This is a genomic window from Amycolatopsis sp. NPDC114503 (assembly GCF_055633655.1).
Genome location: NZ_JBVKDT010000012.1, coordinates 196,525 through 219,512 on the forward strand (window position 1 = coordinate 196,525; position 22,988 = coordinate 219,512).

The 22,988-nt window shown below is 70.1% G+C and carries 23 protein-coding genes; 12 read left to right on the forward strand and 11 right to left on the reverse strand.

The features are described 5' to 3' along the window. Positions 1 to 2: 2 nt before the first annotated feature. The gene (locus tag ACZ7OI_RS38880) at positions 3 to 872 is read right to left on the reverse strand and encodes a glycosyltransferase family 2 protein (protein ID WP_470269116.1); all 870 of its coding nucleotides are present in this window, start codon (positions 870 to 872) and stop codon (positions 3 to 5) included. A 527-nt stretch (positions 873 to 1,399) separates the two neighbouring features. Next, the gene (locus tag ACZ7OI_RS38885; RefSeq protein WP_470269117.1) at positions 1,400 to 2,164 is read right to left on the reverse strand and encodes a crotonase/enoyl-CoA hydratase family protein; all 765 of its coding nucleotides are present in this window, start codon (positions 2,162 to 2,164) and stop codon (positions 1,400 to 1,402) included. 94 nt (positions 2,165 to 2,258) lie between these two features. On the opposite strand from ACZ7OI_RS38885, the gene ACZ7OI_RS38890 reads away from it, so the two are divergent. After that, positions 2,259 to 2,813 (forward strand): HD domain-containing protein, encoded by a 555-nt coding sequence (locus ACZ7OI_RS38890; RefSeq protein WP_470269118.1) that lies wholly within the window; start codon positions 2,259 to 2,261, stop codon positions 2,811 to 2,813. An 85-nt stretch (positions 2,814 to 2,898) separates the two neighbouring features. Continuing rightward, complete coding sequence (locus ACZ7OI_RS38895; protein WP_470269119.1) at positions 2,899 to 3,333, forward strand: L,D-transpeptidase; 435 nt, start codon at positions 2,899 to 2,901, stop codon at positions 3,331 to 3,333. Here ACZ7OI_RS38895 and ACZ7OI_RS38900 read toward each other — a convergent pair whose 3' ends face one another. Further along, positions 3,334 to 4,491 (reverse strand): NAD(P)/FAD-dependent oxidoreductase, encoded by a 1,158-nt coding sequence (locus tag ACZ7OI_RS38900; protein ID WP_470269120.1) that lies wholly within the window; start codon positions 4,489 to 4,491, stop codon positions 3,334 to 3,336. Further along, positions 4,488 to 4,805 (reverse strand): bifunctional 3-phenylpropionate/cinnamic acid dioxygenase ferredoxin subunit, encoded by a 318-nt coding sequence (locus ACZ7OI_RS38905; RefSeq protein ID WP_344273947.1) that lies wholly within the window; start codon positions 4,803 to 4,805, stop codon positions 4,488 to 4,490. The genes ACZ7OI_RS38900 and ACZ7OI_RS38905 overlap by 4 nt, the downstream gene beginning before the upstream one ends. 280 nt (positions 4,806 to 5,085) lie before the next feature. Between ACZ7OI_RS38905 and ACZ7OI_RS38910 the strand changes: the two genes are divergently transcribed. Beyond that, positions 5,086 to 6,210 carry an aromatic ring-hydroxylating oxygenase subunit alpha gene (locus ACZ7OI_RS38910; RefSeq protein WP_470269121.1) on the forward strand — a complete coding sequence of 375 codons (1,125 nt, stop codon included), beginning with the start codon at positions 5,086 to 5,088 and terminating at the stop codon, positions 6,208 to 6,210. A gap of 53 nt (positions 6,211 to 6,263) precedes the next feature. Here the strand turns inward: ACZ7OI_RS38910 and ACZ7OI_RS38915 are convergent, their stop codons facing one another. After that, positions 6,264 to 6,926, reverse strand: a complete 663-nt coding sequence (locus ACZ7OI_RS38915; RefSeq protein WP_470269122.1) for a GntR family transcriptional regulator — start codon at positions 6,924 to 6,926, stop codon at positions 6,264 to 6,266. 71 nt (positions 6,927 to 6,997) lie between these two features. Between ACZ7OI_RS38915 and ACZ7OI_RS38920 the strand changes: the two genes are divergently transcribed. The 8 genes from ACZ7OI_RS38920 (at position 6,998) to ACZ7OI_RS38955 (ending at position 16,495) form a co-directional block, all read left to right on the forward strand. Beyond that, a complete protein-coding gene (locus ACZ7OI_RS38920) occupies positions 6,998 to 8,242 on the forward strand; it encodes a sarcosine oxidase subunit beta family protein (protein WP_470269123.1) in 1,245 nt (414 codons plus the stop codon). Positions 8,243 to 8,250: 8 nt separating this feature from the next. After that, positions 8,251 to 8,529, forward strand: a complete 279-nt coding sequence (locus tag ACZ7OI_RS38925) for a sarcosine oxidase subunit delta (protein WP_470269124.1) — start codon at positions 8,251 to 8,253, stop codon at positions 8,527 to 8,529. After that, a complete protein-coding gene (locus tag ACZ7OI_RS38930) occupies positions 8,526 to 11,297 on the forward strand; it encodes a 2Fe-2S iron-sulfur cluster-binding protein (protein ID WP_470269125.1) in 2,772 nt (923 codons plus the stop codon). The genes ACZ7OI_RS38925 and ACZ7OI_RS38930 overlap by 4 nt, the downstream gene beginning before the upstream one ends. Continuing rightward, the gene (locus tag ACZ7OI_RS38935) at positions 11,287 to 11,838 is read left to right on the forward strand and encodes a sarcosine oxidase subunit gamma (RefSeq protein ID WP_470269126.1); all 552 of its coding nucleotides are present in this window, start codon (positions 11,287 to 11,289) and stop codon (positions 11,836 to 11,838) included. The genes ACZ7OI_RS38930 and ACZ7OI_RS38935 overlap by 11 nt, the downstream gene beginning before the upstream one ends. Next, positions 11,835 to 12,680 carry a formyltetrahydrofolate deformylase gene (gene purU / locus ACZ7OI_RS38940; RefSeq protein WP_470269127.1) on the forward strand — a complete coding sequence of 282 codons (846 nt, stop codon included), beginning with the start codon at positions 11,835 to 11,837 and terminating at the stop codon, positions 12,678 to 12,680. The genes ACZ7OI_RS38935 and purU overlap by 4 nt, the downstream gene beginning before the upstream one ends. A gap of 19 nt (positions 12,681 to 12,699) precedes the next feature. Then, positions 12,700 to 15,123 carry a GcvT family protein gene (locus ACZ7OI_RS38945; RefSeq protein WP_470269128.1) on the forward strand — a complete coding sequence of 808 codons (2,424 nt, stop codon included), beginning with the start codon at positions 12,700 to 12,702 and terminating at the stop codon, positions 15,121 to 15,123. 18 nt (positions 15,124 to 15,141) lie between these two features. Continuing rightward, complete coding sequence (locus ACZ7OI_RS38950; RefSeq protein WP_470269129.1) at positions 15,142 to 15,612, forward strand: hypothetical protein; 471 nt, start codon at positions 15,142 to 15,144, stop codon at positions 15,610 to 15,612. A 94-nt stretch (positions 15,613 to 15,706) separates the two neighbouring features. Beyond that, positions 15,707 to 16,495, forward strand: coding sequence for an aldo/keto reductase (locus ACZ7OI_RS38955; RefSeq protein ID WP_470269130.1), 789 nt, complete (start codon positions 15,707 to 15,709; stop codon positions 16,493 to 16,495). A 255-nt stretch (positions 16,496 to 16,750) separates the two neighbouring features. Here the strand turns inward: ACZ7OI_RS38955 and ACZ7OI_RS38960 are convergent, their stop codons facing one another. The 6 genes from ACZ7OI_RS38960 to ACZ7OI_RS38985 form a co-directional block, all read right to left on the reverse strand. Then, positions 16,751 to 17,437: a hypothetical protein gene (locus tag ACZ7OI_RS38960; RefSeq protein WP_470269131.1), complete on the reverse strand. Its 687-nt coding sequence runs from the start codon at positions 17,435 to 17,437 to the stop codon at positions 16,751 to 16,753. Positions 17,438 to 17,544: 107 nt separating this feature from the next. Then, on the reverse strand, positions 17,545 to 18,450 hold the full coding sequence (locus ACZ7OI_RS38965) for a 3-methyladenine DNA glycosylase (RefSeq protein WP_470269132.1): 906 nt from the start codon (positions 18,448 to 18,450) through the stop codon (positions 17,545 to 17,547). A gap of 82 nt (positions 18,451 to 18,532) precedes the next feature. Next, entirely contained in the window at positions 18,533 to 19,576 is a 1,044-nt protein-coding gene (locus tag ACZ7OI_RS38970; RefSeq protein WP_470269133.1) for a hemolysin family protein, read from the reverse strand. Beyond that, positions 19,573 to 20,895 carry a hemolysin family protein gene (locus ACZ7OI_RS38975; RefSeq protein WP_470269170.1) on the reverse strand — a complete coding sequence of 441 codons (1,323 nt, stop codon included), beginning with the start codon at positions 20,893 to 20,895 and terminating at the stop codon, positions 19,573 to 19,575. Before ACZ7OI_RS38975 ends, ACZ7OI_RS38970 begins: the two co-directional genes overlap by 4 nt. A 365-nt stretch (positions 20,896 to 21,260) precedes the next feature. Then, positions 21,261 to 21,827, reverse strand: coding sequence for a TIGR03086 family metal-binding protein (locus ACZ7OI_RS38980; protein ID WP_470269134.1), 567 nt, complete (start codon positions 21,825 to 21,827; stop codon positions 21,261 to 21,263). Between the two features lie 40 nt (positions 21,828 to 21,867). After that, positions 21,868 to 22,458 (reverse strand): TetR/AcrR family transcriptional regulator, encoded by a 591-nt coding sequence (locus tag ACZ7OI_RS38985; RefSeq protein WP_470269135.1) that lies wholly within the window; start codon positions 22,456 to 22,458, stop codon positions 21,868 to 21,870. Positions 22,459 to 22,655: 197 nt separating this feature from the next. Between ACZ7OI_RS38985 and ACZ7OI_RS38990 the strand changes: the two genes are divergently transcribed. Further along, positions 22,656 to 22,988, forward strand: a complete 333-nt coding sequence (locus ACZ7OI_RS38990; RefSeq protein WP_470269136.1) for a hypothetical protein — start codon at positions 22,656 to 22,658, stop codon at positions 22,986 to 22,988.

Genomic DNA, 22,988 nt, shown 5'->3' on the forward strand with positions numbered 1-22,988 from the left:
GCTCAGTCCGCCATCGCCAGGACGCACTCGGCTTCGCCGGCGCAGAGCACGGTCGCGGGCGCGCCGACGGTCCGCGCCCGGTGGAGCGCCAGCTGCGCGAGGTTGCGCAGACCGTCGCGCACGGCATGCAGTTTCACGTCTCCGCCGCGGATCCGGTACTCGATCGGGGTTTCGCCGCAGCGGAAACCGCGGACGTAGGCGTCGTTCTTGATCTCCTGCGAGAACGGCATCCCGCCGGACCGGATGTCGAGGTGCTGCCACACGTGCCTGCGGAACACCCACATCCCGGACTGCGAATCGCGGAACGGCGAACGGAAGAAGAGCCGGCTGATCAGGGTCAGCACCCGGTTGCCGATCCGGTGCGAGGGCTTCATCGCCTCGCGGTTCCCGTGGCCGAGCCGGTTGGTGGACAGGAAATCGAGCTGCCGGTCGGCCATCGTGCACAGCAGTCCGGGAAGGTGGTCGAACGGGTAGGTGCAGTCCGCGTCGCCGGTCGCGATCACGTCGCCGGTCGCCGCGGCGAAACCCGCGTGGTAGGCGTGCCCGTACCCGCGCAGCGGCTGCAGGATCACCCGCGCGCCCAGGGAGGCGGCCACCTCGCCGGTCCCGTCGGTCGAGGCGTTGTCGACCACGATCACCTCGGTCTCGTAGCCGAGGGAGGCGAGCCCGGAGCGCGGGATCGCGGCCAGCACGCGGGGCATGTTGACCCGTTCGTTCAGCGCGGGGATGACGATGGACAGTCTCCGCGGCCGCGGTCTTCCGCCGCAGGCGCCGCGGCTGGCGGCCCGGAGGCGGCAGCAGGGCCCGCCGGACGGGCGTGCGGCGGTGTCGTCCGACGGCGAGGAGCTGGAACGCTCGATGTTCGACGTCATGGAAGAACCTCGGTTCTTGTCTTGTGCTCGGCGGGGGAAGGGAGCACGGGGCACGACGGGATCCGGAGGCGGGAAGCACCGATCGCCCGGCCTCGTCAGGCCGGGCGGTCGGCGTCCGCCGGCGGAGAGCCTGCCGGCGACGGGTCGGGGGGCGGGGTTGTCGTTGTCAAGGCGGGCGTGCGGACGGCCGACGGGCCGTGCGAGCGCGCTTCGGCGCCCGGCCTCGTATCTGTATCGATGCCGAGGGCCTGGGCGCTACGTGCGTTTAGCGAATTTTTCGTTCGCTCGTTCGGACTAGCGCCGAATACGGCGGCGATAATAAACGGTCGTCGCAGGTAATGGTGACCGGTGCGAAAAAAAGCGAAAGGGATTCGTGTGCGGTTTCACTCGTTCGGCCCAGTCCGGAAAAGGCGGGTAACGAGGCCGGAAAAGGCGGCCTCGGGCGGTATGCCTGCTATGCCCTCATGTCGTCGGTGTCTGGTTGGACGCGAGTATATGCCTTGCTGTGCAACGGTAATCGGACGGGACTAGTTCTCGAACGACCCGTGCCTGCCCGCACCATCGGCGAATCGCGCGGCTCCCGCAAGAGTGTCCGCGGCCAATGACTGAATCCCGTGCCGGAATTCGTTTTCCACTGCGGATTCCTCGGTCAGCGACTCGCCTTCCAGCAATGCCGCCCGGTCCTCTCGCAGGCAGGTTTGCGGAAACGCCGCGATTTCCCGCGCCAAGGCGATCGCGGCGGGCAATGCCTGCCCGGAAGGCACGACCCGATTCGCCAATCCGATCCGGTGCGCCTCGTCCGCTCCGACCGGACGCCCGGTCAGCACGAGGTCCATCGCGTGGCTCCGCCCGATCAGCCGCGGCAGCCGGACCGTGCCGCCGTCGATGAGCGGAACGCCCCAGCGGCGGCAGAACACGCCGAACACCGCGGTCTCGTCCGCGATCCGGAGGTCCGCCCAGATCGCCAGCTCCAGCCCGCCCGCGACGGCATGTCCGGACACCGCCGCGAGCACCGGCTTCCGCAGCCGCAGGCGCGTCGGTCCCATCGGGCCGTCGCCGTCCGGCTCGGTGCGGTTGCCGCGGCCTTCGCTCACCGCCTTGAGGTCCGCGCCCGCGCAGAACGTCCCGCCCACGCCGTGGAGCACCGCGACGGAGGCGTCCGAGGCGTCGAATTCCCGGAAGGCGGCGGCCAGTGCCTCGGCGGTGTCGCGGTCGACGGCGTTGCGCCGCTCCGGCCGGTTGATGCCGATAGTGGTGACCGGACCGTCGTGCTCGACCAGCACAGTGCTCACGCGGGGCCTCCCGGGAGAAGAAGCGGGTGTCCGGGCAGCATGCCATGCCCCGTAGGCTCCGGCTGGCAGACCGGCACGGGAAGGGGACCGCGGGATGGACGCCGAAAGCCTGGCCGCGTTCGGGTTCGAGCTGGGGGTGCTCAAGCGCGTCCGCCGCGCGGGCTGGTGGCAGGCGGGGGTCCGCGACCCCGAGTCGGTGGCCGAGCACAGCCTCCGGGCGGCGCAGCTGGCCGCGCTGCTCGCCGCCGAGGAGGGCGCGGTTCCCGAGCGCGCGGCGTTCCTCGCGCTCTGGCACGACACCCAGGAGACCCGCACCGGCGACCTGCCGCACACCGCCGCGCCGTATCTGACGAAACCGGAACCGCGGGCGATCACGGCGGATCAGACTGCGGGATTGCCGCGTGCGTCGGCGGAAACCGTACAGGCGGCGGTAGACGAGTACGAAACGCGCGAGTCGCCCGAAGCGCGATGTGCGAAGGACGCCGACAAACTCGAGATGCTTTTCCAGGCCCTCGAATACCGCGCGGCCGGAGTCTCCACAGTGGACGAATGGATCGCGTCGGCGCGGGCAGGGCTCTTCACCGAAACCGCCCGGCGCGTCGCCGAAGCAGCCTTGGCGACGTCGCCGCTGTCCTGGCGCTCCCGTTAGAGCTCACCCACATGGGCGCACTTGTGGTTTAAAGCTGACCTCTCTGGGAAAGATCCAAAGTACGACCGTCTCGGGGAGGCACAGGATGAACCGGAAACTCACGGCAACACTGGCCAGTATCGCGGCGATGGCGGCAACGATCGGATTCTCCGCGACCGCGGAGGCGGCGGGACCGCCGTGCGGCGCCCAGGCGAAGGCGTGCCTGAAGCTCTCGGCGAACACGGCGTGGCTGATGGACAACGGCAAGGTCACCCGCGGCGGCGTGCCGGTCACCGTCGGCAAACCGAAGTACCCGACCCCGGTCGGCACGTTCCGCGTGCAGTACAAGGACATCGACCACTACAGCAAGCAGTTCCACGGTCCGATGCCGTACTCGGTCTTCTTCACCAACACCGGGGTGGCGTTCCACCAGGGCAGCCTGAAGGTCCAGTCGCACGGCTGCGTCCACCTGTCCCACGCGGACGCGGTGGCGTTCTTCAACGCGCTGCAGCCGGGCGACGTGGTGCAGGTCGTGCGGTAATCACCCGACGGGAATCGGCCGTCGCAGCGCTTGCCGGCGCAGGCGGCCGAATCCCCTCGGGTTGTTGAGCCCGAACACGGCCACGGTCTGGCCGTCGCGGTGATAGGTGGCGAGGAAGGACTCGTCGTCCGGACCGCCGTCGGCGAAGCGCACCTCGTCCTCCGGCGCGGGATGCCCGGCGAGCTGGATGGTCCCGGCGTACTGGTCGGACCAGACGTAGCCGCTCGGCTCGTACTCCCGCACCACTTGCCCGGCCAGCAGATTGGCGACCGCGACCGAAGCCTGTTCGGTGGCATTCGTCCAGTGCTCGTGCCGGGTGCCCGCCGGCCCGTAGGCTGCGACGTCGCCCGCCGCGACCACGTTCGGCAGCGACGTGACCAGACCGGCATTGGTGCGGACGCCGTTGCTCACCGCCAGCCCGGAGCCGTCGAGCCACTCGACTGCCGGAACCATCCCGATCCCGGCGACGACCACGTCGGCGGGCAGATTCTCGCCGGTTTCCAGCTGTACCCCGGTGACCCGGCCGGAGAGCGCGGAAAGCCCGGCCACCGAAGCGCCGCAGCGCAGGGTGACACCGTTCCGGTCGTGCAGGCGCGCGCAGACCGAGCCGAGTTCCGGACCCAGCACGCGGGCCATCGGAGTCGGCAGCGCCTCCAGCACGGTGACATCCAAGCCCAAGCCGTTGGCTGTCGACGCCACTTCGGCCCCGATGAACCCGCCGCCCACGATCACCACGCGCGCACCGGGAACCAGCTCGTCGCGCAGGGCGAGAGCGTCGCCCAGGGTGCGCAGAACATGAACTCCGGCAACGGATTCCGTCCCCGGCAAGGCCCGAGCGCGCCCGCCGGTCGCGAGGACGACGCCGTCGGCTTCGAGTTCGCCGTCGGAGAGGAAGAGGCGGCCGGTCGACGGGTCGAGCCGTTCCGCGCGGGTGCCGAGCCGGAGGTCCAGCGACGCGAGATCGTCCGTGTCGAGCAGGTCGAGCGACTCCCTCGACGCGGTTCCGGCGAGGAAGGCCTTCGACAGCGGCGGCCGGTCGTAGGGGAGATGCGGCTCTTCGCCGATAAGGACCACGCGACCGTCGAACCCCTGTGCGCGCAGCTCCTGCGCGGCGCGGGCGCCGGCGAGCGAAGCGCCGACGATGGCGACCGTTTTCACGCAGCGTCCTCGGCGGCGTCGGCGAGCACGTAGATCACGCCCTCGTCGACCTGCACCTGATACGTGCGCACCGGCTGCTTGGCGGGCAGGCAGGACGGCAGGCCGGTGCGCAGGTCGAAGAGCGCCGCGTGCAGCGGGCACTCCACGAAGCAGCCTTCGAGCCAGCCGTCGGCGAGCGACGCGTCCTGGTGGGTGCAGGTGTCCCCGATCGCGTACAACTCGCCGTCGGCGTTGAAGACGGCGATGGGCTCGGGCCCCGCGATCCGGACGGACTCGCCCGGGGGCAGTTCGTCCACTGAGCACGCGCGCAGCATTGATGCCTCCGAAGCTGGGGGTTGTTGCGTATTGAGGAACACCCGACGTGATACGCAACAGAGTCTGAGCGTGCCGGAGGGGTGCCGTCAAGAGGTTCCGGGGTGGAGTTTTTCGGAGCGCCGTTCCGGGTGAAAGCCGTGGTCGAAGGCGGTTCCGGCGATCGGGTGCGGCACCGGGAAGGGTGCTTGACACGGCCCCGGCCGAGCCTCATCTTGTTCCGGAGAGGGCAACAAGACGCGTAATACGCAACATCGAATGTGTTCGAGAGGAGCCCTGCCGGTGACCGCTATCGACCTCCCGCAGAGCCTGCTGCCGACTCTGCCCGGGCCGCACTACACCGACCCGGCGGTCTTCGCCCGGGAGCAGGAGCGGATCTTCGAAGCGGGCTGGTTCTGCGCGGTGCGCAGTGCCGACCTGCCGTCGCCCGGCTCGTTCGAGACCGTGCAGATCGGCCGCGAAAGCGTGCTGATCGCGCGCGGTCGCGACGGGGCGTTGCGCGCGTTCCTGAACGTGTGCCGCCATCGCGGGGCGCGGCTGTGCACCGACGAGAAGGGTTCGGTGAAGCGCGCTTTCCAGTGCATGTACCACGCCTGGACCTACGGCCTCGACGGAAAGCTCGTCGCAGCACCGAATCTGACCGGGATGCCGGACGTCGACCGCGTCGAGTACGGCCTGACGAAGGTGCATCTGCGCGAATGGCTCGGCTACGCCTGGGTTTGCCTCGCCGAGGACGCACCGTCCTTTGCGGACACTGTGCAGGCCGACGTGAGCGAACGGCTCGGCGGGCCGGGCGAAATCGAGGCGTACGGCATCGAGAATCTGTCGCTGGGCCGGCGCATCGAGTACGACGTGCGCGCGAACTGGAAGCAGATCATCGAGAACTTCATGGAGTGCTACCACTGCGCGACGATCCACCCGGAACTCACCGAGGTGCTCCCGGAGTTCGCGGACGGCTACGCCGCGCAGTATTTCGTCGGCCACGGCGCGGAATTCGGCTCGGACGTCACCGGGTTCACCGTGGACGGCGGCGACGGCCTGCCGCGGCTGCCGGGCGTCGGCGAGCACCAGGACCGGCGGTACTACGCGATCACGATCCGGCCGCAGGTGTTCGTGAACCTGGTGCCGGACCACGTGATCGTGCACCGGATGTTCCCGCTGGCCCCGGACCGCACCCTGGTCCGCTGCGACTGGCTGTACCTGCCGGAGGTCGTCGAATCGGGCGCGGACCTGGACCGTTCGGTCGAGCTGTTCCACCGCGTGAACCAGCAGGATTTCGAGGCGTGCGAACGGTGTCAGCAGGCGATGGGCTCACGCGCGTACGCCCGCGGCGGCGTGCTGGTGCCGAGCGAGCACCACATCGGCGAGTTCCATGCCTGGGTGCGGGCGAAGGCCGGGGACTCGTGAGCGGCGACGCCGGTTCTAACCGGCATTGCCGCTCACGAGCTCCGACTGGCTCGCTAAATGAGCGCCCGGATCGCCTTCTCGAACCCCGTCACGTGGTCGAGCGTCAGCGTCGAAGCCTTCTTTGCGTCCCCGTCGACGATCGCCGTCAGCAGCGGCGAATGCTCGTCGACATGACCGGCCATCCCGCGCAGGCGGGGGAGGAACACGCACCAGATCCGGGTCGCGAGGTTGTCGTAGTGGATCAGCGTGTCCTCGAAGAACGGGTTGTGCACGCAGGCGTAGATCGCGCGATGAAGGTCGAGATCGGTGCGCAGGAGTTCGGAGTTTTCCCTCGGCTTCGCGGAATTCAGCTGGTCGCGCAGTTCCGCCAGGCGCGCGCGGTCCTCGTCGGTCGCGCGCGTGGCGGCGGACGCGGCGGCCGTCGGTTCGAGGGTGCGCCGCACCTCGGAGATGTGCGCGAGGTCGGAGATGTTGACGTCGGTGGCGAACGTGCCGCGCCGCGGGTACGCCACCACCAGGCGTTCGGTCTCAAGGCGTTTCAGCGCTTCGCGGATCGGCGTGCGGCCCATGCCGAGCACACTGCCCGCCCATTCCTCGTTGATCGGGTCGCCTGGCTTGATGTCGAGCATGACGAGACGGTCGCGCAGGAACTCGTAGGCGCGTTCGGCCAGCGACGGGGCGGCGGCCGGGATGACGTGGTTGACCGGGGTGCTCACCCGGCCTACTCTACCGCGAAGATTGATATATCAGTAGTCGACCAGTTGTCCGATGCGGGAGGCCAGCGGGAATGACCACGACGGACCAGCCGCGTCCCCCGGGCGCGGACCTTCCGGACCACCCGGATTTCCTGTGGCGGGACCCGGAACCGCGGCGCGCGTACGACGTCGTCGTGGTGGGAGGCGGCGGGCACGGCCTCGCGACCGCTTACTACCTCGCGAAGGTGCACGGCATCACGAACGTCGCGGTGCTGGAGAAGGGCTGGCTCGCCGGCGGGAACATGGCCCGCAACACGACGATCATCCGGTCCAACTACCTGTGGGACGAAAGCTCCGGCATCTACGAGCACTCCCTCAAATTGTGGGAGGGCCTCGAAGAAGACCTCGGCTACCCGATCCTGTTCAGCCAGCGCGGCGTCCTCAACCTCGCGCACAGCCTCCAGGACGTCCGCGACAGCGTGCGCCGGGTGAACGCCAACCGGCTCAACGGGATCGACGCGGAATGGGTCGACGCGGACGGGGTCAAGGAACTCTGCCCGATCGTGAACACCTCTCCGGACGTGCGCTACCCCGTGCTCGGCGCGACCTACCAGCCGCGTGCCGGAATCGCGAAACACGATTACGTGGCTTGGGGTTTCGCCCGCGCGGCAGCCGAAATGGGCGTCGACCTCATCCAGAACTGCGAGGTCACCGGCATCGAGACGCGCGACGGCAAGGTCGTCGGCCTCGAGACGAGCCGGGGCCGGATCGCCGCCGGGAAGATCGCGCTGTGCGCGGCCGGGCACAGTTCGGTGCTGGCGAAGATGGCCGGGATCGACCTGCCGCTGGTGTCGCATCCGCTGCAGGCGCTCGTGTCGGAACTGCTCGAACCGGTGCACCCGACGGTGGTGATGTCGAACGCCGTGCACGTCTACGTTTCCCAGGCGCACAAGGGAGAACTCGTGATGGGCGCGGGCATCGACTCCTACGCCGGCTACGGCCAGCGCGGCGCGTTCCACATCATCGAGGACCAGATGGCCGCCGCGCTGGAGCTGTTCCCGGTGTTCGCGCGGGCGCACCTGCTGCGGACCTGGGCGGGCATCGTCGACGTGACCCCGGACGCCTCGCCGATCGTCGGGCTGACCCCGGTGGAGAACCTGTACCTCAACTGCGGCTGGGGAACCGGCGGATTCAAGGCCACACCGGGCGTCGGCGACTGCTTCGCGCACACCGTCGCGAAGGGCAAACCGCATCCGTACGCCGAACCGTTCACCCTCGACCGGTTCACCACCGGCGCGCTCGTCGACGAGCACGGCGCCGCCGCCGTCGCGCATTAGGAGCCGCTGTGCAGCTGATTCCCTGCCCCTGGTGCGGTCCCCGCGAGGAGACCGAATTCCGCTACGGCGGCCAAGCCCACGTCGCCTACCCCCAGGAACCGGCGGCGTTGTCCGACGAGGAATGGGCGAAGTACGTCTTCTTCCGCGCCAACCCGAGCGGCCCGCTCGCCGAGCGCTGGACGCACAGCGCGGGCTGCCGCCGCTGGTTCAACGCCGTCCGCGACACCCGCACCCACGAACTCGCGGCGGTCTACCGCCTCGACGAACCCCGGCCGGTGATCCCATGACCTTCCGCCTCCCCAGCGGCGGCCACGTCGACCGCGACACCCCGCTCCAGTTCACCTTCGACGGCCGCGTCCTCACGGGCCACCCCGGCGACACGCTCGCGTCCGCGCTCCTCGCCAACGGCGTGCACCAGGTCGCCCGGAGCGTCAAGCTCGGCCGCCCGCGCGGCATCGTGGCGGCGGGCGTCGAAGAGCCGAACGCGGTGGTGCAGCTGGAAAAGCCGTTCCCCGAACCCATGCAGACCGCCACCACCGTCGAGCTGTTCGACGGCCTGGTCGCGCGCAGCCTGTCCGGGCAAGGCCGGTTGGCGACCGAGCCGGACCCGGCGCGGTACGACGCGAAGCACCTGCACTGCGACGTGCTGGTGGTCGGTGCGGGGCCGGCCGGGCTCGTCGCCGCACGGACAGCGGCGCGCGCCGGGGCGAGGGTCGTGCTGGTGGACGACCAGCCCGAACCCGGCGGCTCGCTGCTCGGCTCGAACGAATACCTCGACCTCAAACCCGCCATCGAATGGGCCCGCGCGATCGCCGACGAACTCCGCGCGACCCCGGACGTGCACGTGCTCGACCGGACCACCGCGTTCGGCGCCTACGACGACGGTTTCGTCCTCGCCGTGCAACACCGGACGTCCGGCGCGGCCCGGCAACGGGTGTGGCGGATCCGCGCGCAGCAGACCGTCCTCGCGACCGGCGCGCACGAACGCCCGATCGTGTTCCCGGACAACGACCGGCCCGGCATCCTCCTCGCCAGTGCCGCGCGGACGTACCTGCACCGGTACGGCGTCCTGCCCGGCCGTCGCGCCGTCGTGTTCACGATGGACGATTCCGCCTACGCCACGGCGATCGACCTCGCCGACGCTGGCGTGGAAGTCCCGCTGGTGGTCGATGTTCGCCCTGCCGCACCGGAAAACTGGGCCGCGGCCTGTGCGGAACGGGGCATCGAGGTCCGCGCCGGGACCGCAGTCAGCGGGACGGAAGGAACCGAGCGCGTCACCGGCGTCCGCGTCGCCGGGGACCTGATCCCGTGCGACACCCTCCTGGTCTCGGGCGGCTGGACACCGGCGGTCCACCTGTTCAGCCAGCAGCGCGGTGCCTTGCGCTACGAACCCGCGCTCGGCGCGTATCTCCCCGACGGCGACCTCCCGACCGCACGGGTGGCAGGCAGCGCGAACGGCACCTTCGACTTCGCCGGTTGTGTACGAGAAGGCCGAGCCGCCGCCGCGAAGGCTGGAGCACCGGCGGAAATCCCGCTCCCCGTGTCGGACGCGCGCCCCCGCGAGCTGGCCCCCGCCGTCGCGTGGCAGATCCCCGGTGCTGAGTCCGATGTGGACACCCGTTTCGTGGACCTGCAGCGCGACGCCACCGTCTCCGACGTCCTCCGCGCGACCGGCGCGGGCTTGACCTCGCTGGAGCACGTCAAGCGCTACACCACCATCGGCACCGCGCACGACCAGGGCAAAACCTCCGGCATGCTCGCCGCCGGGATCACCGCCGAAGCGCTCGGCGTCGACCTCGCGGACCGCCGCCCGACCACCTACCGCCCGCCGTACACGCCGGTCGCGTTCGCCGCTTTGGCCGGGCGGAACCGCGGCGAACTGCACGATCCGGTCCGCGTCACCGCATTGCACTCCTGGCACGTCGAGCACGGCGCGGAGTTCGAGAACGTCGGCCAGTGGAAGCGCCCGTGGTACTACCCGCGACCCGGTGAGGACCTCCGCGCGGCCGTGCGACGGGAATGCCTTGCCGCCCGCACCGACGTGGCGATGATGGACGGCTCCACCCTCGGCAAGATCGACGTCCAAGGCCCGGACGCCGCCGAATTCCTCGACCTGCTCTACACGAACCTGATGAGCACCCTCAAGGTCGGCCGGATCCGCTACGGCGTGATGTGCGGCGTCGACGGCATGGTCATCGACGACGGCACCGTCATCCGGGTAGCCGAGGACCGCTTCCTCGTCACCACGACCACCGGCAACGCCGCGATGGTGCTGGACTGGATGGAGGAGTGGCTCCAAACCGAGTGGCCGCACCTGCGCGTGTTCGCCACTTCGGTCACCGAACACTGGGCGACTGTCGCCCTCGTCGGCCCGCGTTCGCGCGAGATCCTGGCCGGGCTCGCGCCGGAGCTGGACGTCAGCAACGACGCGTTCGGCTTCATGGCCTGGCGCGACGCCGAGGTCGCCGGAATCGCCGCGCGGGTGTGCCGGATCAGCTTCTCCGGCGAGCTGGCGTACGAGATCAACGTGCCGTCCTGGTACGGCCTCGCGCTCTGGAAAGCCTTGGCGGAGAAGGGAATCACGCCCTACGGCACCGAAACCATGCACGTCCTGCGCGCCGAGAAAGGCTACCCGATCATCGGCCAGGACACCGACGGCACCGTCACCCCGCAGGACCTCGGCATGAGCTGGGCGGTGTCCAAGAAGAAGCCCGACTTCCTCGGCAAACGGTCCTTCTCCCGCGCGGAAAACCTGCGCCCGGACCGGAAACAGCTCGTCGGCCTGCTGCCAGTCGATCCCGCCGTGCTGCTGCCGGAGGGCGCGCAGATCATCGAGACCGCGCACGTCCCGCGCCCGCCGGTGCGCATGCTCGGCCACGTCACCTCCAGCTACCCGAGCGCCACGCTGGACCGCACCTTCGCGCTCGCTCTTGTCCGCTCCGGCCGGGAGCGGATCGGGGAAACGCTGTACGTCCCGGTCGGCGACGAGGTGGTGCCGGTAACGGTGACCGAATCCGTGCTCTACGACAAGGAAGGGACCCGTCGTGACGGCTAAAACCCTGTCGCCGCTCGCGGAGCACGCGGGCCTGCTCGCCAGCTGCGCCCCCGCCGTGCTCGCGGAAGAACGCCCGTTCGTCTCGCAGCTGAACGTCCGCATCCGCGAAGGCCACGACGCCGTAGCAGCAGTGCTCGGCACCGCCCTGCCGGATCCGTGCCGGTTCACCAGCGGTATCGGCGACGTCCTGTGGCTCGGCCCCGACGAGTACCTCGTGCTCGGCGCTCCCGAAGGCACCGAAGAAGCGCTGCGAGAAGCAATCACCGTCGGCGCGGTGACCGACGTTTCCGCGCAGCGCACCACAGTGCGGCTCGCCGGACCGGCAGCTCGCGACGTCCTGGCGCACGGCTGCGCCATCGACCTCCACCCGAAGGCCGCGCTGCCGGGCACCTGCGTCCAGACGTTGCTGGCCCGCACCGGAATCGTCCTGCTGGTGCGGGAAGCGGGGGAGTTCACCGTGCTCGTGCGCCAGTCGTTCGCCCCCTATTTCGCCGCCTGGCTCGCCGACGCGGCGCTGGAGTACCGAGAGGAGGAGTCTTGACCCAGTTCACCTTGACCCTGCACTGCCCCGAGCGCTCCGGGATCGTGCACGCCGTGACGACGTTCCTCGTCGGCAACGGCTGCGACATCGTCGAGCACCAGCAGTTCGACGACGACGTGCACGGGGAACTGTTCCTGCGCACCGAATTCACCTGCGCGGGACCGGCCACAGTAGACGACCTGACCCGCGAGTTCGACTTGGTCGCCCGGGATTACGCCATGCGGTACCGGTTCTCCGACCGCACCCCGGACCGGTTGCTGGTGATGGTGTCGAAGGCCGGGCACTGCCTCAACGACCTCCTCTTCCGCTGGCGCGCGGGCGCGCTCGGCGCGGAAATCGCGCTCGTGGCGTCGAATCACGAGGACCTGCGCCCGATGGCCGAGGCCGCCGGACTGCCGTTCGTGCACGTCCCGGTGACCCCGGCGACGAAGCCGGAGGCCGAACAGCGGCTGTTGGACCTGGTGCGGGAACACGACATCGACCTCGTCGTGCTGGCCCGGTACATGCAGGTCCTCTCGGACGAGCTGTGCCAGAAACTGCAGGGCCGCGCGATCAACATCCACCACTCGTTCCTGCCCGGCTTCAAGGGCGCGAAACCGTACGCGCAGGCCTACGACCGGGGCGTCAAGTACGTCGGCGCGACCGCGCACTACGTGACCCCCGAACTCGACGAGGGCCCGATCATCGAGCAAGAAGTGCAGCGGGTGGACCATTCGCACTCGCCGCGCGCGCTCGCGACCGTCGGCCGCGACGCCGAAGCCCTCGCGCTGTCCCGCGCGGTGCGCTGGCACTGCGAGCGGCGCGTTCTCCTCAACGGCAACCGGACCGTCGTCTTCCGCTGACCTATCCCAGGGAGTTCTCATGACCCGTGTCGTGATCATCGGCGCCGGAATCGTGGGCGCGAACCTCGCCGACGAGCTGACCCTGCGCGGCTGGACCGACGTCACCGTGCTCGACCAGGGCCCGCTGCCGCTGACCGGCGGTTCGACGTCGCACGCGCCGGGGCTGGTGTTCCAGACCAACCCGTCGAAGGCGATGACCGAATTCGCCGGCTACACCGTCGAAAAACTGCTCGGCCTCGGCTGCTTCGAGCAGGTCGGCGGCATGGAGGTGGCCAGCACCGCGGCGCGCTGGGAGGACCTGAAACGCAAGCACGGCTGGGCGACGTCGTGGGGTGTCGAGGCGCGGCTGATCGACCCGGACGAATGCGTCCGCCGCTGGCCGATGCTCGACCGGAACCGGATCCACGGCGCGCTGTACGTCCCGACCGACGGGCTCGCCGTCGCCTCGCGCGCGGTGGACGAGCTGATCAAACGGGCTTCCTCGCGCGGCGCACGGTTCGTCGGCTCGACCAGGGTGACCGGCATCGAGCAGGCGCACGGCCGCGTCACCGGCGTCAAGACTGCCGACGAGGCGGTCCCGGCCGACATCGTGGTGTCCTGCGCCGGATTCTGGGGCCGGGAGATCGGCGAAATGGTCGGCATGACCGTGCCGCTGCTGCCTCTGGCGCACCAGTACGCGAAAACCGGCCAGCTGGCCGAACTGGCCGGAGCTGACCCGGTGCACCCGGCGCTGCCGATCCTGCGTCACCAGGACCAGGACCTCTACTTCCGCCAGCACGGCGACCGGCTCGGCATCGGCTCGTACGCGCACCGCCCGATGCCGGTGGACAAGTTCGCCGAACCCGGCGAGGTCACCGCGTCCGCGATGCCGTCGATGCTGCCGTTCACCGAGGACGATTTCGCGCCGTCGTGGGAGGAAAGCAAGCTCCTGCTGCCCGCGCTCGGGCAGACCAAGGCGGAGGAGGGCTTCAACGGCATCTTCTCCTTCACCCCGGACGGCGGTTCGCTGGTCGGAGAATCCAGCGACGTCCGAGGATTCTGGATCGCCGAGGCGATCTGGGTGACGCATTCCGCGGGCATCGCGAAGGCCGTAGCGGAGTCTATTGTGGACGGACGGTCCGAAACCGACCTGCACGAACTGGACGTGCACCGGTTCGAGGACGTCCAGCTGGCTCCCGAGTACATCCGCGAAACCGCGCAGCAGAACTTTGTGGAGATCTACGACGTCCTGCACCCGCTGCAGCCCCGGCTTTCCCCGCGCGACCTGCGGGTCAGCCCGTTCCACGCGCGGCAGCGAGAGCTGGGCGCGGTGTTCCTGGAGGCAGGCGGCTGGGAACGGCCGCACTGGTTCGAGGCCAACGCGTCGCTGCTGAAAGACCTGCCGCACGACTTCCTCCCGCCCGCGCGCGACGCCTGGGCCGGACAGTTCCACTCGCCGATCGTCGCGGCCGAGGCTTGGCACACCCGAAACGGCGTCGCGATGTACGACATGACCCCGTTGAAGCGCGTCGAGGTCAGCGGACCGGGTTCGCTGGAATTCCTGCAGGGGCTCACGACGAACCAGCTGGCGAAATCGGTCGGCTCGGTGACTTACACGCTGATGCTCGACGACGCCGGGGGAGTCCGCAGCGACATCACCGTGGCACGGCTGGAGCCGGAGCTGTTCCAGGTCGGCATCAACGGCAACATCGACGTCGCCTACCTGCGCAGCCGCGCGCCGGAAGGCGTCCGGGTCGAGGACACCACCGGCGGCACCTGCTGCATCGGCGTGTGGGGCCCGCTCGCCCGCGACCTGGTGCAACCGCTGTCCGCGGAAGACCTTTCGCACACCGGCCTCAAGTACTTCCGCGGCCGCCGGGCCCGGATCGCCGGAGTCCCGGTGACGATCCTGCGACTGTCCTATGTGGGCGAACTCGGCTGGGAGATCTACACCTCCGCGGACAACGGCCAGCGGCTGTGGGACGCGCTGTGGCGCGCCGGGCAAGCGTTAGGCGTGATCGCGGCCGGGCGCGGCGCGTTCAACAGCCTCCGGCTGGAGAAGGGCTATCGGCTGTGGGGCACCGACATGACCACCGAGCACGACCCGTACGAGGCCGGGGTCGGGTTCGCGGTACGCCCGGCGAAGGGCGAGTTCGTCGGCCGCGCAGCGATTGACGGCCGCAGCGAAGAGACCTCGGCGCGGCGGCTGCGCTGCCTCACGGTCGACGACGGCCGGACTGTCGTGCTGGGCAAGGAACCGGTTTTCGTGGCCGGCCTCCCGGCGGGTTACGTCACGAGCGCGGCCTACGGCTACACCATCGGCCGTCCCCTCGCGTACGCCTGGCTGCCGGGCTCGGTGGAGATCGGCGACGCCGTGGAGATCGAGTACTTCGGACGGCGAGTCCCCGCGACAGTGGCCGCGGAACCGCTGGTCGACCCCGGGATGGAGCGCATCCGGCGCTGAGCGGAAAGGAAACCTGCCATGCGGGACCAGATCGTGAGCGACTTCCTGAACACCCTCGCCCGGCCCGCGATCCCGGCTCCGGCCGGCGCGACGGTCGCGGCCCTCGCCCTCGCTCAGGCGGCGGCACTCCTGAGCCGGGCCGCCGGCGGCGACGCCGAAGCAGACCACCTGACCCGGCATGCGTTGCGGCTGGCCGAGATCGACGCCCACGCCGTCACCCACGACGTGCCGGACCGCGCGCAGCCCGCCGCGGACGTCGTCGCGGCGGCGGGGGAGGTGGTCCGAGTGGCGGAACGCTTGCTGTCCACTGTGGACCCAGCCGCGCTGGCGGACGTCTCCGCAGCAGCGGAAATGGCAGGTTCCTCGGCGAGGACGGCATCCGTCGCAGCTGAATCGCGAAACGGTTTCGCAGCCGGTGCGGACGCCGTCGCAGAACGGGCCGCACGCGTGACGGAGGCGGTGCGCTCGGGCGTGCACAGCGGGGTCTGAAAGCGGCGGCGGCCGGGGAATGGCAAGATCTGCGGTGTTCTTCACCGAGCCCCGTCCCCGAGAGCACCTCAGACACCGCAGTGAGGATCGCCGCATGGCTGTGCCGCCCCTGCTCACGCTGAACAATTCGGTCACTGTCCCGCAGCTCGGACTCGGCATGTACCAGGTCCGGCCCGACCAGGTCGCGAAGGTCGTCGCGACCGCGTTCGAAGCCGGCTACCGCAGCATCGACACCGCCGCGATGTACGGCAACGAGGCCGAGGTCGGCACCGCGGTCCGGGAGTCCGGGCTGCCGCGCGAGGACATCTTCGTCACCACCAAGGTCTGGAACACCGACCACGGCTACGACAACACCCTGCGCGCGTTCGACCGCAGCGCCGAAGCGCTCGGAGTCGGCCCGGTCGACCTGTACCTGATTCACTGGCCGAAACCGGAGCTGGACCGCTATGTCGAGACCTGGCGCGCGCTGGAACTGCTGCTGAACGAGGGCCGGGTGCGCGCGATCGGCGTCTCGAACTTCGGCGTCGACCACCTGCGCCGCCTGCTCCACGAGACCGACGTCGTGCCGGTGGTCAACCAGGTCGAACTGCACCCGTGGCAGCAGCAGGCCCCGCTGCGCGCCTTCCACGCCGAACACGGCATCGCGACCGAAGCGTGGAGCCCGCTGGCCCGCGGCAGGCATTTGAACGACCGGGTGATCACGTCGCTGGCCGCGAAGTACGGAAAGACGCCCGCCCAGCTCGTGTTGCGGTGGCATCTGCAGCTGGGGATCATCGCGATCCCGAAATCCGCGACGCCCTCGAGGATCCGGGAGAACGCGGCGGTGTTCGACTTCGAACTCGCCGAGGACGATCTGCTGGCTCTGGCGGAACTCGACTCCTGAGCCGTTCGCGCCGAGGGCCCCGGAGTCGCGGCGGCACCGTCAGGCAGCTGTTCCGGCAATGCCTGCCCGCGCCCGGTCGGCCAGCTCCGGTAGTGCCTGCCCGCGCCCCGTCGGCCAGCTCCGGTAGTGCCTGCCCGCGCCCCGTCGGCCAGCTCCGGTAGTGCCTGCCCCGGCTGAGCGAGGCCGTCGTTCTGCCTCGAAAACACAGCACCGCCCCGGCCCAACGCGGACCGAGGCGGTGCTGCGTACTCGAGATCAGGAAGCGCGGATCCCCGCCGCCGCGAAGTCGGCCAGCTGCGCCGGTTCCTTGAGGAACGTCCGGAAGCTCTGCGTGCCGCGCTGCTGGACCTCGTCGATCGACGAGCCGGACAGGCCGACGAACGGGTAGTCCGCGGGCGGGCCCGAGCCGATCGGCATCGCGGGCGAGCCGATGACGTCCGGCTTCGCCTTCGACAGCTGGGCGACCCAGTACGAGGATTCGGGGATCCAGCCGTCCGGCAGGCCGCCGATGGAGTCGAGCGAGGACTTGCCGGTGAGCGCGTTGAGCACGTCGGACGCGGGCTTGCTCTGCACGGCCACGTGCACGCAACTGCCGTGCACCTGGGTCAGGTCCTGGTTCCAGCGCGCCGCGGCGGTCTCGACCGGCTTCGCGATCTGCGGGGTCACCACGATCCGGATGTCGGTGCGGCCGCCGTTGCAGCTGGCGGCCTGCGCCTCGGCGCGGTTGTTGAGCACGCTGTCGGCCCAGTTCCACCCGACGACGCCGAGCGTCGCCAGCACCACGAGCCCGAGGGCCACGAGAGGCCACTTCGCGATCCGCCTGCGGGGAGCCTTCTTGGCGACGATCCGGTGCGATCCGGTCGTCTCGCTGCGACCGACGGGCCGCTTCGGCGGATCGAGGGGGTGCGGCACCGGCTCCTCGGGCAGGTTGTGACGCCCCATCGTTGTCCTTTCGTGATGTGCACAACACGCTCTGTCATGCAACCAAACCGTTATCACTCTATCAGGCCAGCGACCTGCAGTGAACATTGTTACGCAGAGTTGTCGGCTCAGTTTTCGGGCGACTCCGGCGGCTTCGCCGGGTCGGCGAGAAGGCCGCGGCAGAGGCCGATGAGGCGGGCCCGCAGCGGCGCGGCCCGCTCGGCGAATCCGGCCTGGGCTCGGGCGTAGGAGGCCCGCCCTTCGGCGGTCTCGATCGGCACCGGCCGGTAGCCGTAGTCCGCTAGATCGTACGGGCTGGCCCGCATGTCCAGTTCACGGACGTCCGCGGCGAGCGCGAAACAGTCGCCGACCAGTTCGGCGGGCACGAACGGATCGAGCTTGTAAGCCCATTTGAAAAGATCCATAGTGGCGTGCAAACAGCCCGGCTGCTCCAGCTCGACCTGCGATTCCCGCGTCGGCTCGAGCGTGTTGCGCGGGCGCGCCGGGCCGGTGAAGAACCGGAACGCGTCGTAGTGCCCGCACCGGATGTCCATCGATTCCACGACCTCGTCGGTCCCGGCCGACCCGAGCCGCAGCGGGACCTGGGCGTGCCGCACCGAGTCCGCGGGCTCGCGGTAGACCATGGCCCATTCGTGCAGCCCGAAGCAGCTCAGCCGCGGCGACCGGGACGCCGTGGCCGACAGCAGCTTCAGCACGAACTCGGCGGTGCGCGCCCGGCGCCCGGCGAAGGCCGCCGGGTCGAGCATCACCCCGGCGCCGGTCTCGAGGTAGGCCGGACGGTCGAGGAACCGCCTCGCGGACGCGCCCGCGAGCACCACGCCCGGACCCGGCTGCCAGCGTTCGAGATGCCCCGGCCGGTGCGAGTAGTAGGTGAACAGGAAATCCAGCACGGGATGCTTCTCGTCCCGCGCCCGGCGTTCCTGGTGCGGGACGGTCCACGCGCGCATCCGCTCGGCGTGCGCTCGCTCCCGGGCCTGCCAGTCCGCCTCGGCGAGCACGACCGGCGCACTCATGCCGCCGCCTCCTTGAAGAGTTTCACGCTGGTCATCCGGGAGGCGGCGGCATGAGTGCCGATGATTCGCTGGCAAGCTGCGCTCATGCCGCCACGTGGGTGCCGTCGCGAACGGTCCCCACGTATTCCTCGACGAGGTCCTCCAGCGCCACCACGCCGACGGCCGCGCCGGAAGCGTCGAGCGCCCGAGCGAGGTGGCTGCCTTCCTTGCGCATGGCCGAAAGCGCGACGTCGAGCCGCGCGTCCGACCGCAATTCGGTGAGCGGCCGCGTCTTGTCGTCCGGCACGACCGTGCCGGGGTCCTGGCCGACGAGGTCGAGGACGTCTTTCACGTGGATGTAGCCGGTCAGCGAACCGTCCTCAGTGCACACCGGGAACCGCGAGAACCCGGTGGTGGACACCGCTCGTTCGACGTCGCCGAGCGTCGGCCCGCAGGGGAGCGTCGTGAGTTCCGAGGTGGGCACCAAAACGTCCGCCACCGTCTTGGCGACCGACGACAGCGTCTGCGAAAGCCGCCGGTGCTCGGACTGGTCGAGAAGCCCTTCCTGGCGCGATTCGCTGAGCAGTTCGGCCAGCTCGTCGGAGCTGTACGCGGTCTCGAGTTCGTCCTTCGGCTCCACCTTCATCAGACGCAGCAAGGAATTCGCGACGAAGTTGAGGAACGCGATGATCGGGTTCGCCACCTTGACCCACGCCACGTGCACCGGCACGAGCCACAGCGCCAGCCGCTCCGGCTCGGCGATCGCGAGGTTCTTCGGCACCATCTCGCCGATCAGCACGTGCAGCATGGTGATGAACGCCAGCGCGATCGCGAACGAGATCGGGTGCAGCAGCTGGTCGGGGAGGCCGAGCAGGTCGAAGAACCCGGACAGCCGGTGCGCGACCGCGGGCTCGCCCAGCCGGCCGAGCAGCAGCGAGCAGATGGTGATCCCGAGCTGCGCCCCGGCGAGCATCTGGGACACGTGCTTGCTCGCGTTGATGACGGTCTGCGCGCGCGTCTTTCCCTGTTCCAGCAACGCTTCCAGCCGGTCGCGGCGCGAGGAGATCAGGGTGAATTCCGCACCCACGAAGAACGCGTTGGCCAGCAGCAGGACCACGACCAGTGCGATGTTCAGCCAGTCGCTCACGCGGTCACCTCGCGTTCGGCCGGGCGCACCTGGACCTCGGCGACGCGGTGCCGGTCCATGCTGGTGACCGCGAGCCGCCAGCCGTCGACCTCGACGGCGTCGCCCTCGGCCGGGATGGCACCGAGCCGCTCCAGGATCAGGCCGGCGATGGTTTCGTAGTCGCCTTCGGGCATCCGGAAGCCGGTGATGTCGCGGACCTCGTCCGCGCGCAGCTGCCCGGACACGAGCCAGCGGTCCGCGCCGAGCTGCTGCGCGGCCGGGGCCTCGCGGTCGTCGTGCTCGTCGCGGACGTCGCCGATGATCTCCTCGACCACGTCCTCCAGCGTGACCAGCCCGGCGGTGCCGCCGTACTCGTCCACCACGATCGCGAGCTGGTAGCGCGAATCGCGCAGCCGGTTCAGCAGATCGTCGCCGGGCAGCGACTCCGGCACCGTCGGCACCGGGCGCATCGCCGAGCGGATCCGGGTGGTCGCGCGGTCGGCCGCGGGGACCGCGAACGCCTGCTTGACGTGCACCGCGCCCTGGACGTCGTCGAGATCCTCGGTGTAGACCGGGAACCGCGAGAACCCGGTGCGCCGGGAGATGTCGATCAGGTCGTCGATCGTGTCGTCCACGGTGAGCGATTCGACCTGCACGCGCGGGGTCATCAGCTCGTCCGCGGTGCGGTCGCCGAAGCGCAGCGAGCGGTCCAGCAGCTCCGCGGTGGACGTGTCGAGCTTCCCGCTTTCCGCGCTGGAGCGGACGATCGAGCCCAGCTCCTGCGGCGACCGCGCGGACCGGAGCTCCTCCTGCGGTTCGATGCCGAACTTGCGGACGAGGAAGTTGGCGCTGTTGTTCATCAGCGTGATGAGCCAGCGGAACAGCGCGGAGAACCGGGCGTGGTAGCCGGAAACCGCGCGCGCGGTCGGCAGCGGCCGGGCGATCGCGATGTTCTTCGGCACCATCTCGCCGAGGATCATCGACAGGAACGTGGCCAGCACCAGCGCGACCGCCACCGCGACCCCGGACGCCGCCGAAGCGGGCAATCCCATGGCGTCGAGCAGCGGGCGGACCAGGTCGCCGATGAGCGGCTCGGCGAGGAAACCGGTGATCAGCGTGGTGAGCGTGATCGCGACCTGCGCGCCGGACAGCTGGAAGCTCAGCGTGCGGTGCGCTTTCTGCACGGTGCGCGAACGCTTGTCACCGACCTGGCGGACGTCCGCGTCGACGGTGCTGCGCTCGAGCGCGGTCAGCGAGAACTCGGCGGCCACGGCGAGGCCGGTGCCGATCGTGAGGAGAAGGAAGAGCAGCACGCCGAGCACGGAAAGCAGGACGTGGATCACGGCGCACCGTCCGGGACGGCGGAACGGACGGCGGGCGGGAAGCCGGGTCGGGCGGGACCCGGCCCGGTACTGTCACCGGGCGATGGCGCAGCGCGCACGGATGGAAGTCACTCCTCGGCATAACGGGTTTGTAGTGCGACGATGCCGACAATCGTACCGGGTCCGGGCAGCCGCGCCGCGACAGGACGCGAACCTGGCGTCGGATTTTCGCTCACGTCACAGCGGCGGCCGCTGCCCGGCCAGCGGTGTTTCGGCCCGGCGACGCGATGCTGGGCGGTGGCGACCTCAATGCCGCATCGGGTGCGTGCGAGGCACCGAACGCCGCATCGGGCGCCTGCCGGGCTCTGTCCACTGTGGCGGGTTCAGCGCGGCCGGCGCCCCAGCAAAGCCACGAGCCGGTCGGGAGCCGCGGCGGTGCGGCCCACCGCGACCGGCGGGTCGAACAGCCCGAGCCCCTGCCAGTCGTCGATCATCGGGCGCAGCACGTCGAGCAGCCGTCCGGCCAGCGGGCCCGGCACCGGGTTCGGCAGGCCCAGCGCGGTGGCGAGGTCCCAACCGTGCACGGCGAGGTCGAGCGTCATCTGCCAGCCGTACTCCTCGGCGGGCACCAGCCCGAACGAGACGTGCACGGTGCGGCGCAGCGCGCCGGGGGAGAGCCATGCTTCCCGCGCGGCGGCGGAGGCTTTCTCCCAGACCGGGAGCGGGTCGTCGCCGAGCACGTCGCCGTCGTAGCGGGTGCCGACCTCGTCGAGCGTCGCCCCGGCGAGCAGATGCGGCACCCAGAGCTGTTCGACGGCCAGATGGTTCACCAGATCGCGTACTGACCAGCCGGTGCACGGCGTGGCGCGGGTCCAGTCGCCGGAGCCGGCGGCGTGCACGGCCGCGTCGAACACGTCCAGTGCGCTGCCGTGGGCGGCGAGGAGATCCACGGGGCACATTGAACACGAACCCGGCCGATCGCGTCGGAACCTAGCTGCTCCGCGCGCCCGGCCGGTGCCGCCGCACGGTCTCCTCGACCAGGTCCAGCACCGGGCCGAGATCGTCGCCGGGAAGGCCCATCGCGAGGTGCGACACGAGCCCTTCGAGCACGAGTTCCAGGAACGCGGTCAGCACGCTGACGTCGACGTCGTCGCGCAGGTTGCCCGCCTTGCGCTGCCATTCGAGACGGTCGCGGGTCGCCTCGGTCAGCTGCTGCGAGCGTTCCGCCCACCGGCCGCGGAACTCCGGGTCGGTGCGCAGCCGCCGGGACACCTCCAGCCGAGTGCCGAGCCAGTCCGCCGGGTGCTCGCTGTTGCCGGCCAGCAGGTCGCGCATGACCTGGACCAGGCCCTGTTCGGCGACGACGTCGGCCATCCGCACCGCGTCGTCCTCGGCGAGGGCGAGGAAGAGCGACTCCTTGTCGCGGAAGTGGTGGAAGATCGCCCCGCGCGACAACCCGGTGGCTTCTTCCAGGCGGCGAACCGTGGCACCCTCGTAGCCGTAGCGTGCGAAACACACGCGCGAGCCGTCGAGGATCTGGCGCCGGCGTGCGTCGAGGTGATCCTGGCTGACCCGTGGCATCCTGAAATCCTGACATCGAGGACCGGGTTCTCGCAATCCGTACGTACGTACTGTGACGTGACGGCGGAACGCATGCGCGCGGTCACACTGCCGGGTTCTCGGCTGACACGACCGGGCCGGTTGACTACGCTGTGCACATTAGGATCGCACAGCACGACTGGCACCTCACGGCGTGCGCACCGGGAAAGGGAGCGGCCTTGGTCATCGGCGAGTCGGGCCGTGCGCGGGGCGGTTTCGCCATGGACGCGGCGGAGCTGACCGCCGTCATCCGGCTGTGGGAGGACCAGCTCGGCAAGATCGACGCCGACGGCCGCGCGATCGACGAGATCCTCGCGGTCTTCGCCGCCCCCGGGACCGACCCGGCGAGCGCGGAGTACGCCGCCGCCGGCGCGGATTCCCTGCGCACGCTGCGCGACCAGAACGAGGCGCTGCGCCGGTACGCCGCCGGATACCTCGACAAGCTGCGCACCGCGCGCGACCGGACGGCCGAGGCGGACCGGGCCGGCGCCGATCTCGGCCGCGGCCGGTAA

Coding starts and splice junctions, on each gene's coding strand:
- ACZ7OI_RS38895 (WP_470269119.1), top strand. CDS start 2,899: ATGAACCGGAAACTCACGGCAACACTGGCCAGTATCGCGGCGATGGCG.
- ACZ7OI_RS38985 (WP_470269135.1), bottom strand. CDS start 22,458: ATGCCACGGGTCAGCCAGGATCACCTCGACGCACGCCGGCGCCAGATC.
- ACZ7OI_RS38930 (WP_470269125.1), top strand. CDS start 8,526: ATGACCTTCCGCCTCCCCAGCGGCGGCCACGTCGACCGCGACACCCCG.
- ACZ7OI_RS38960 (WP_470269131.1), bottom strand. CDS start 17,437: ATGGGGCGTCACAACCTGCCCGAGGAGCCGGTGCCGCACCCCCTCGAT.
- ACZ7OI_RS38880 (WP_470269116.1), bottom strand. CDS start 872: ATGACGTCGAACATCGAGCGTTCCAGCTCCTCGCCGTCGGACGACACC.
- ACZ7OI_RS38965 (WP_470269132.1), bottom strand. CDS start 18,450: ATGAGTGCGCCGGTCGTGCTCGCCGAGGCGGACTGGCAGGCCCGGGAG.
- ACZ7OI_RS38905 (WP_344273947.1), bottom strand. CDS start 4,805: ATGCTGCGCGCGTGCTCAGTGGACGAACTGCCCCCGGGCGAGTCCGTC.
- ACZ7OI_RS38955 (WP_470269130.1), top strand. CDS start 15,707: ATGGCTGTGCCGCCCCTGCTCACGCTGAACAATTCGGTCACTGTCCCG.
- ACZ7OI_RS38950 (WP_470269129.1), top strand. CDS start 15,142: ATGCGGGACCAGATCGTGAGCGACTTCCTGAACACCCTCGCCCGGCCC.
- ACZ7OI_RS38890 (WP_470269118.1), top strand. CDS start 2,259: ATGGACGCCGAAAGCCTGGCCGCGTTCGGGTTCGAGCTGGGGGTGCTC.
- ACZ7OI_RS38920 (WP_470269123.1), top strand. CDS start 6,998: ATGACCACGACGGACCAGCCGCGTCCCCCGGGCGCGGACCTTCCGGAC.
- ACZ7OI_RS38945 (WP_470269128.1), top strand. CDS start 12,700: ATGACCCGTGTCGTGATCATCGGCGCCGGAATCGTGGGCGCGAACCTC.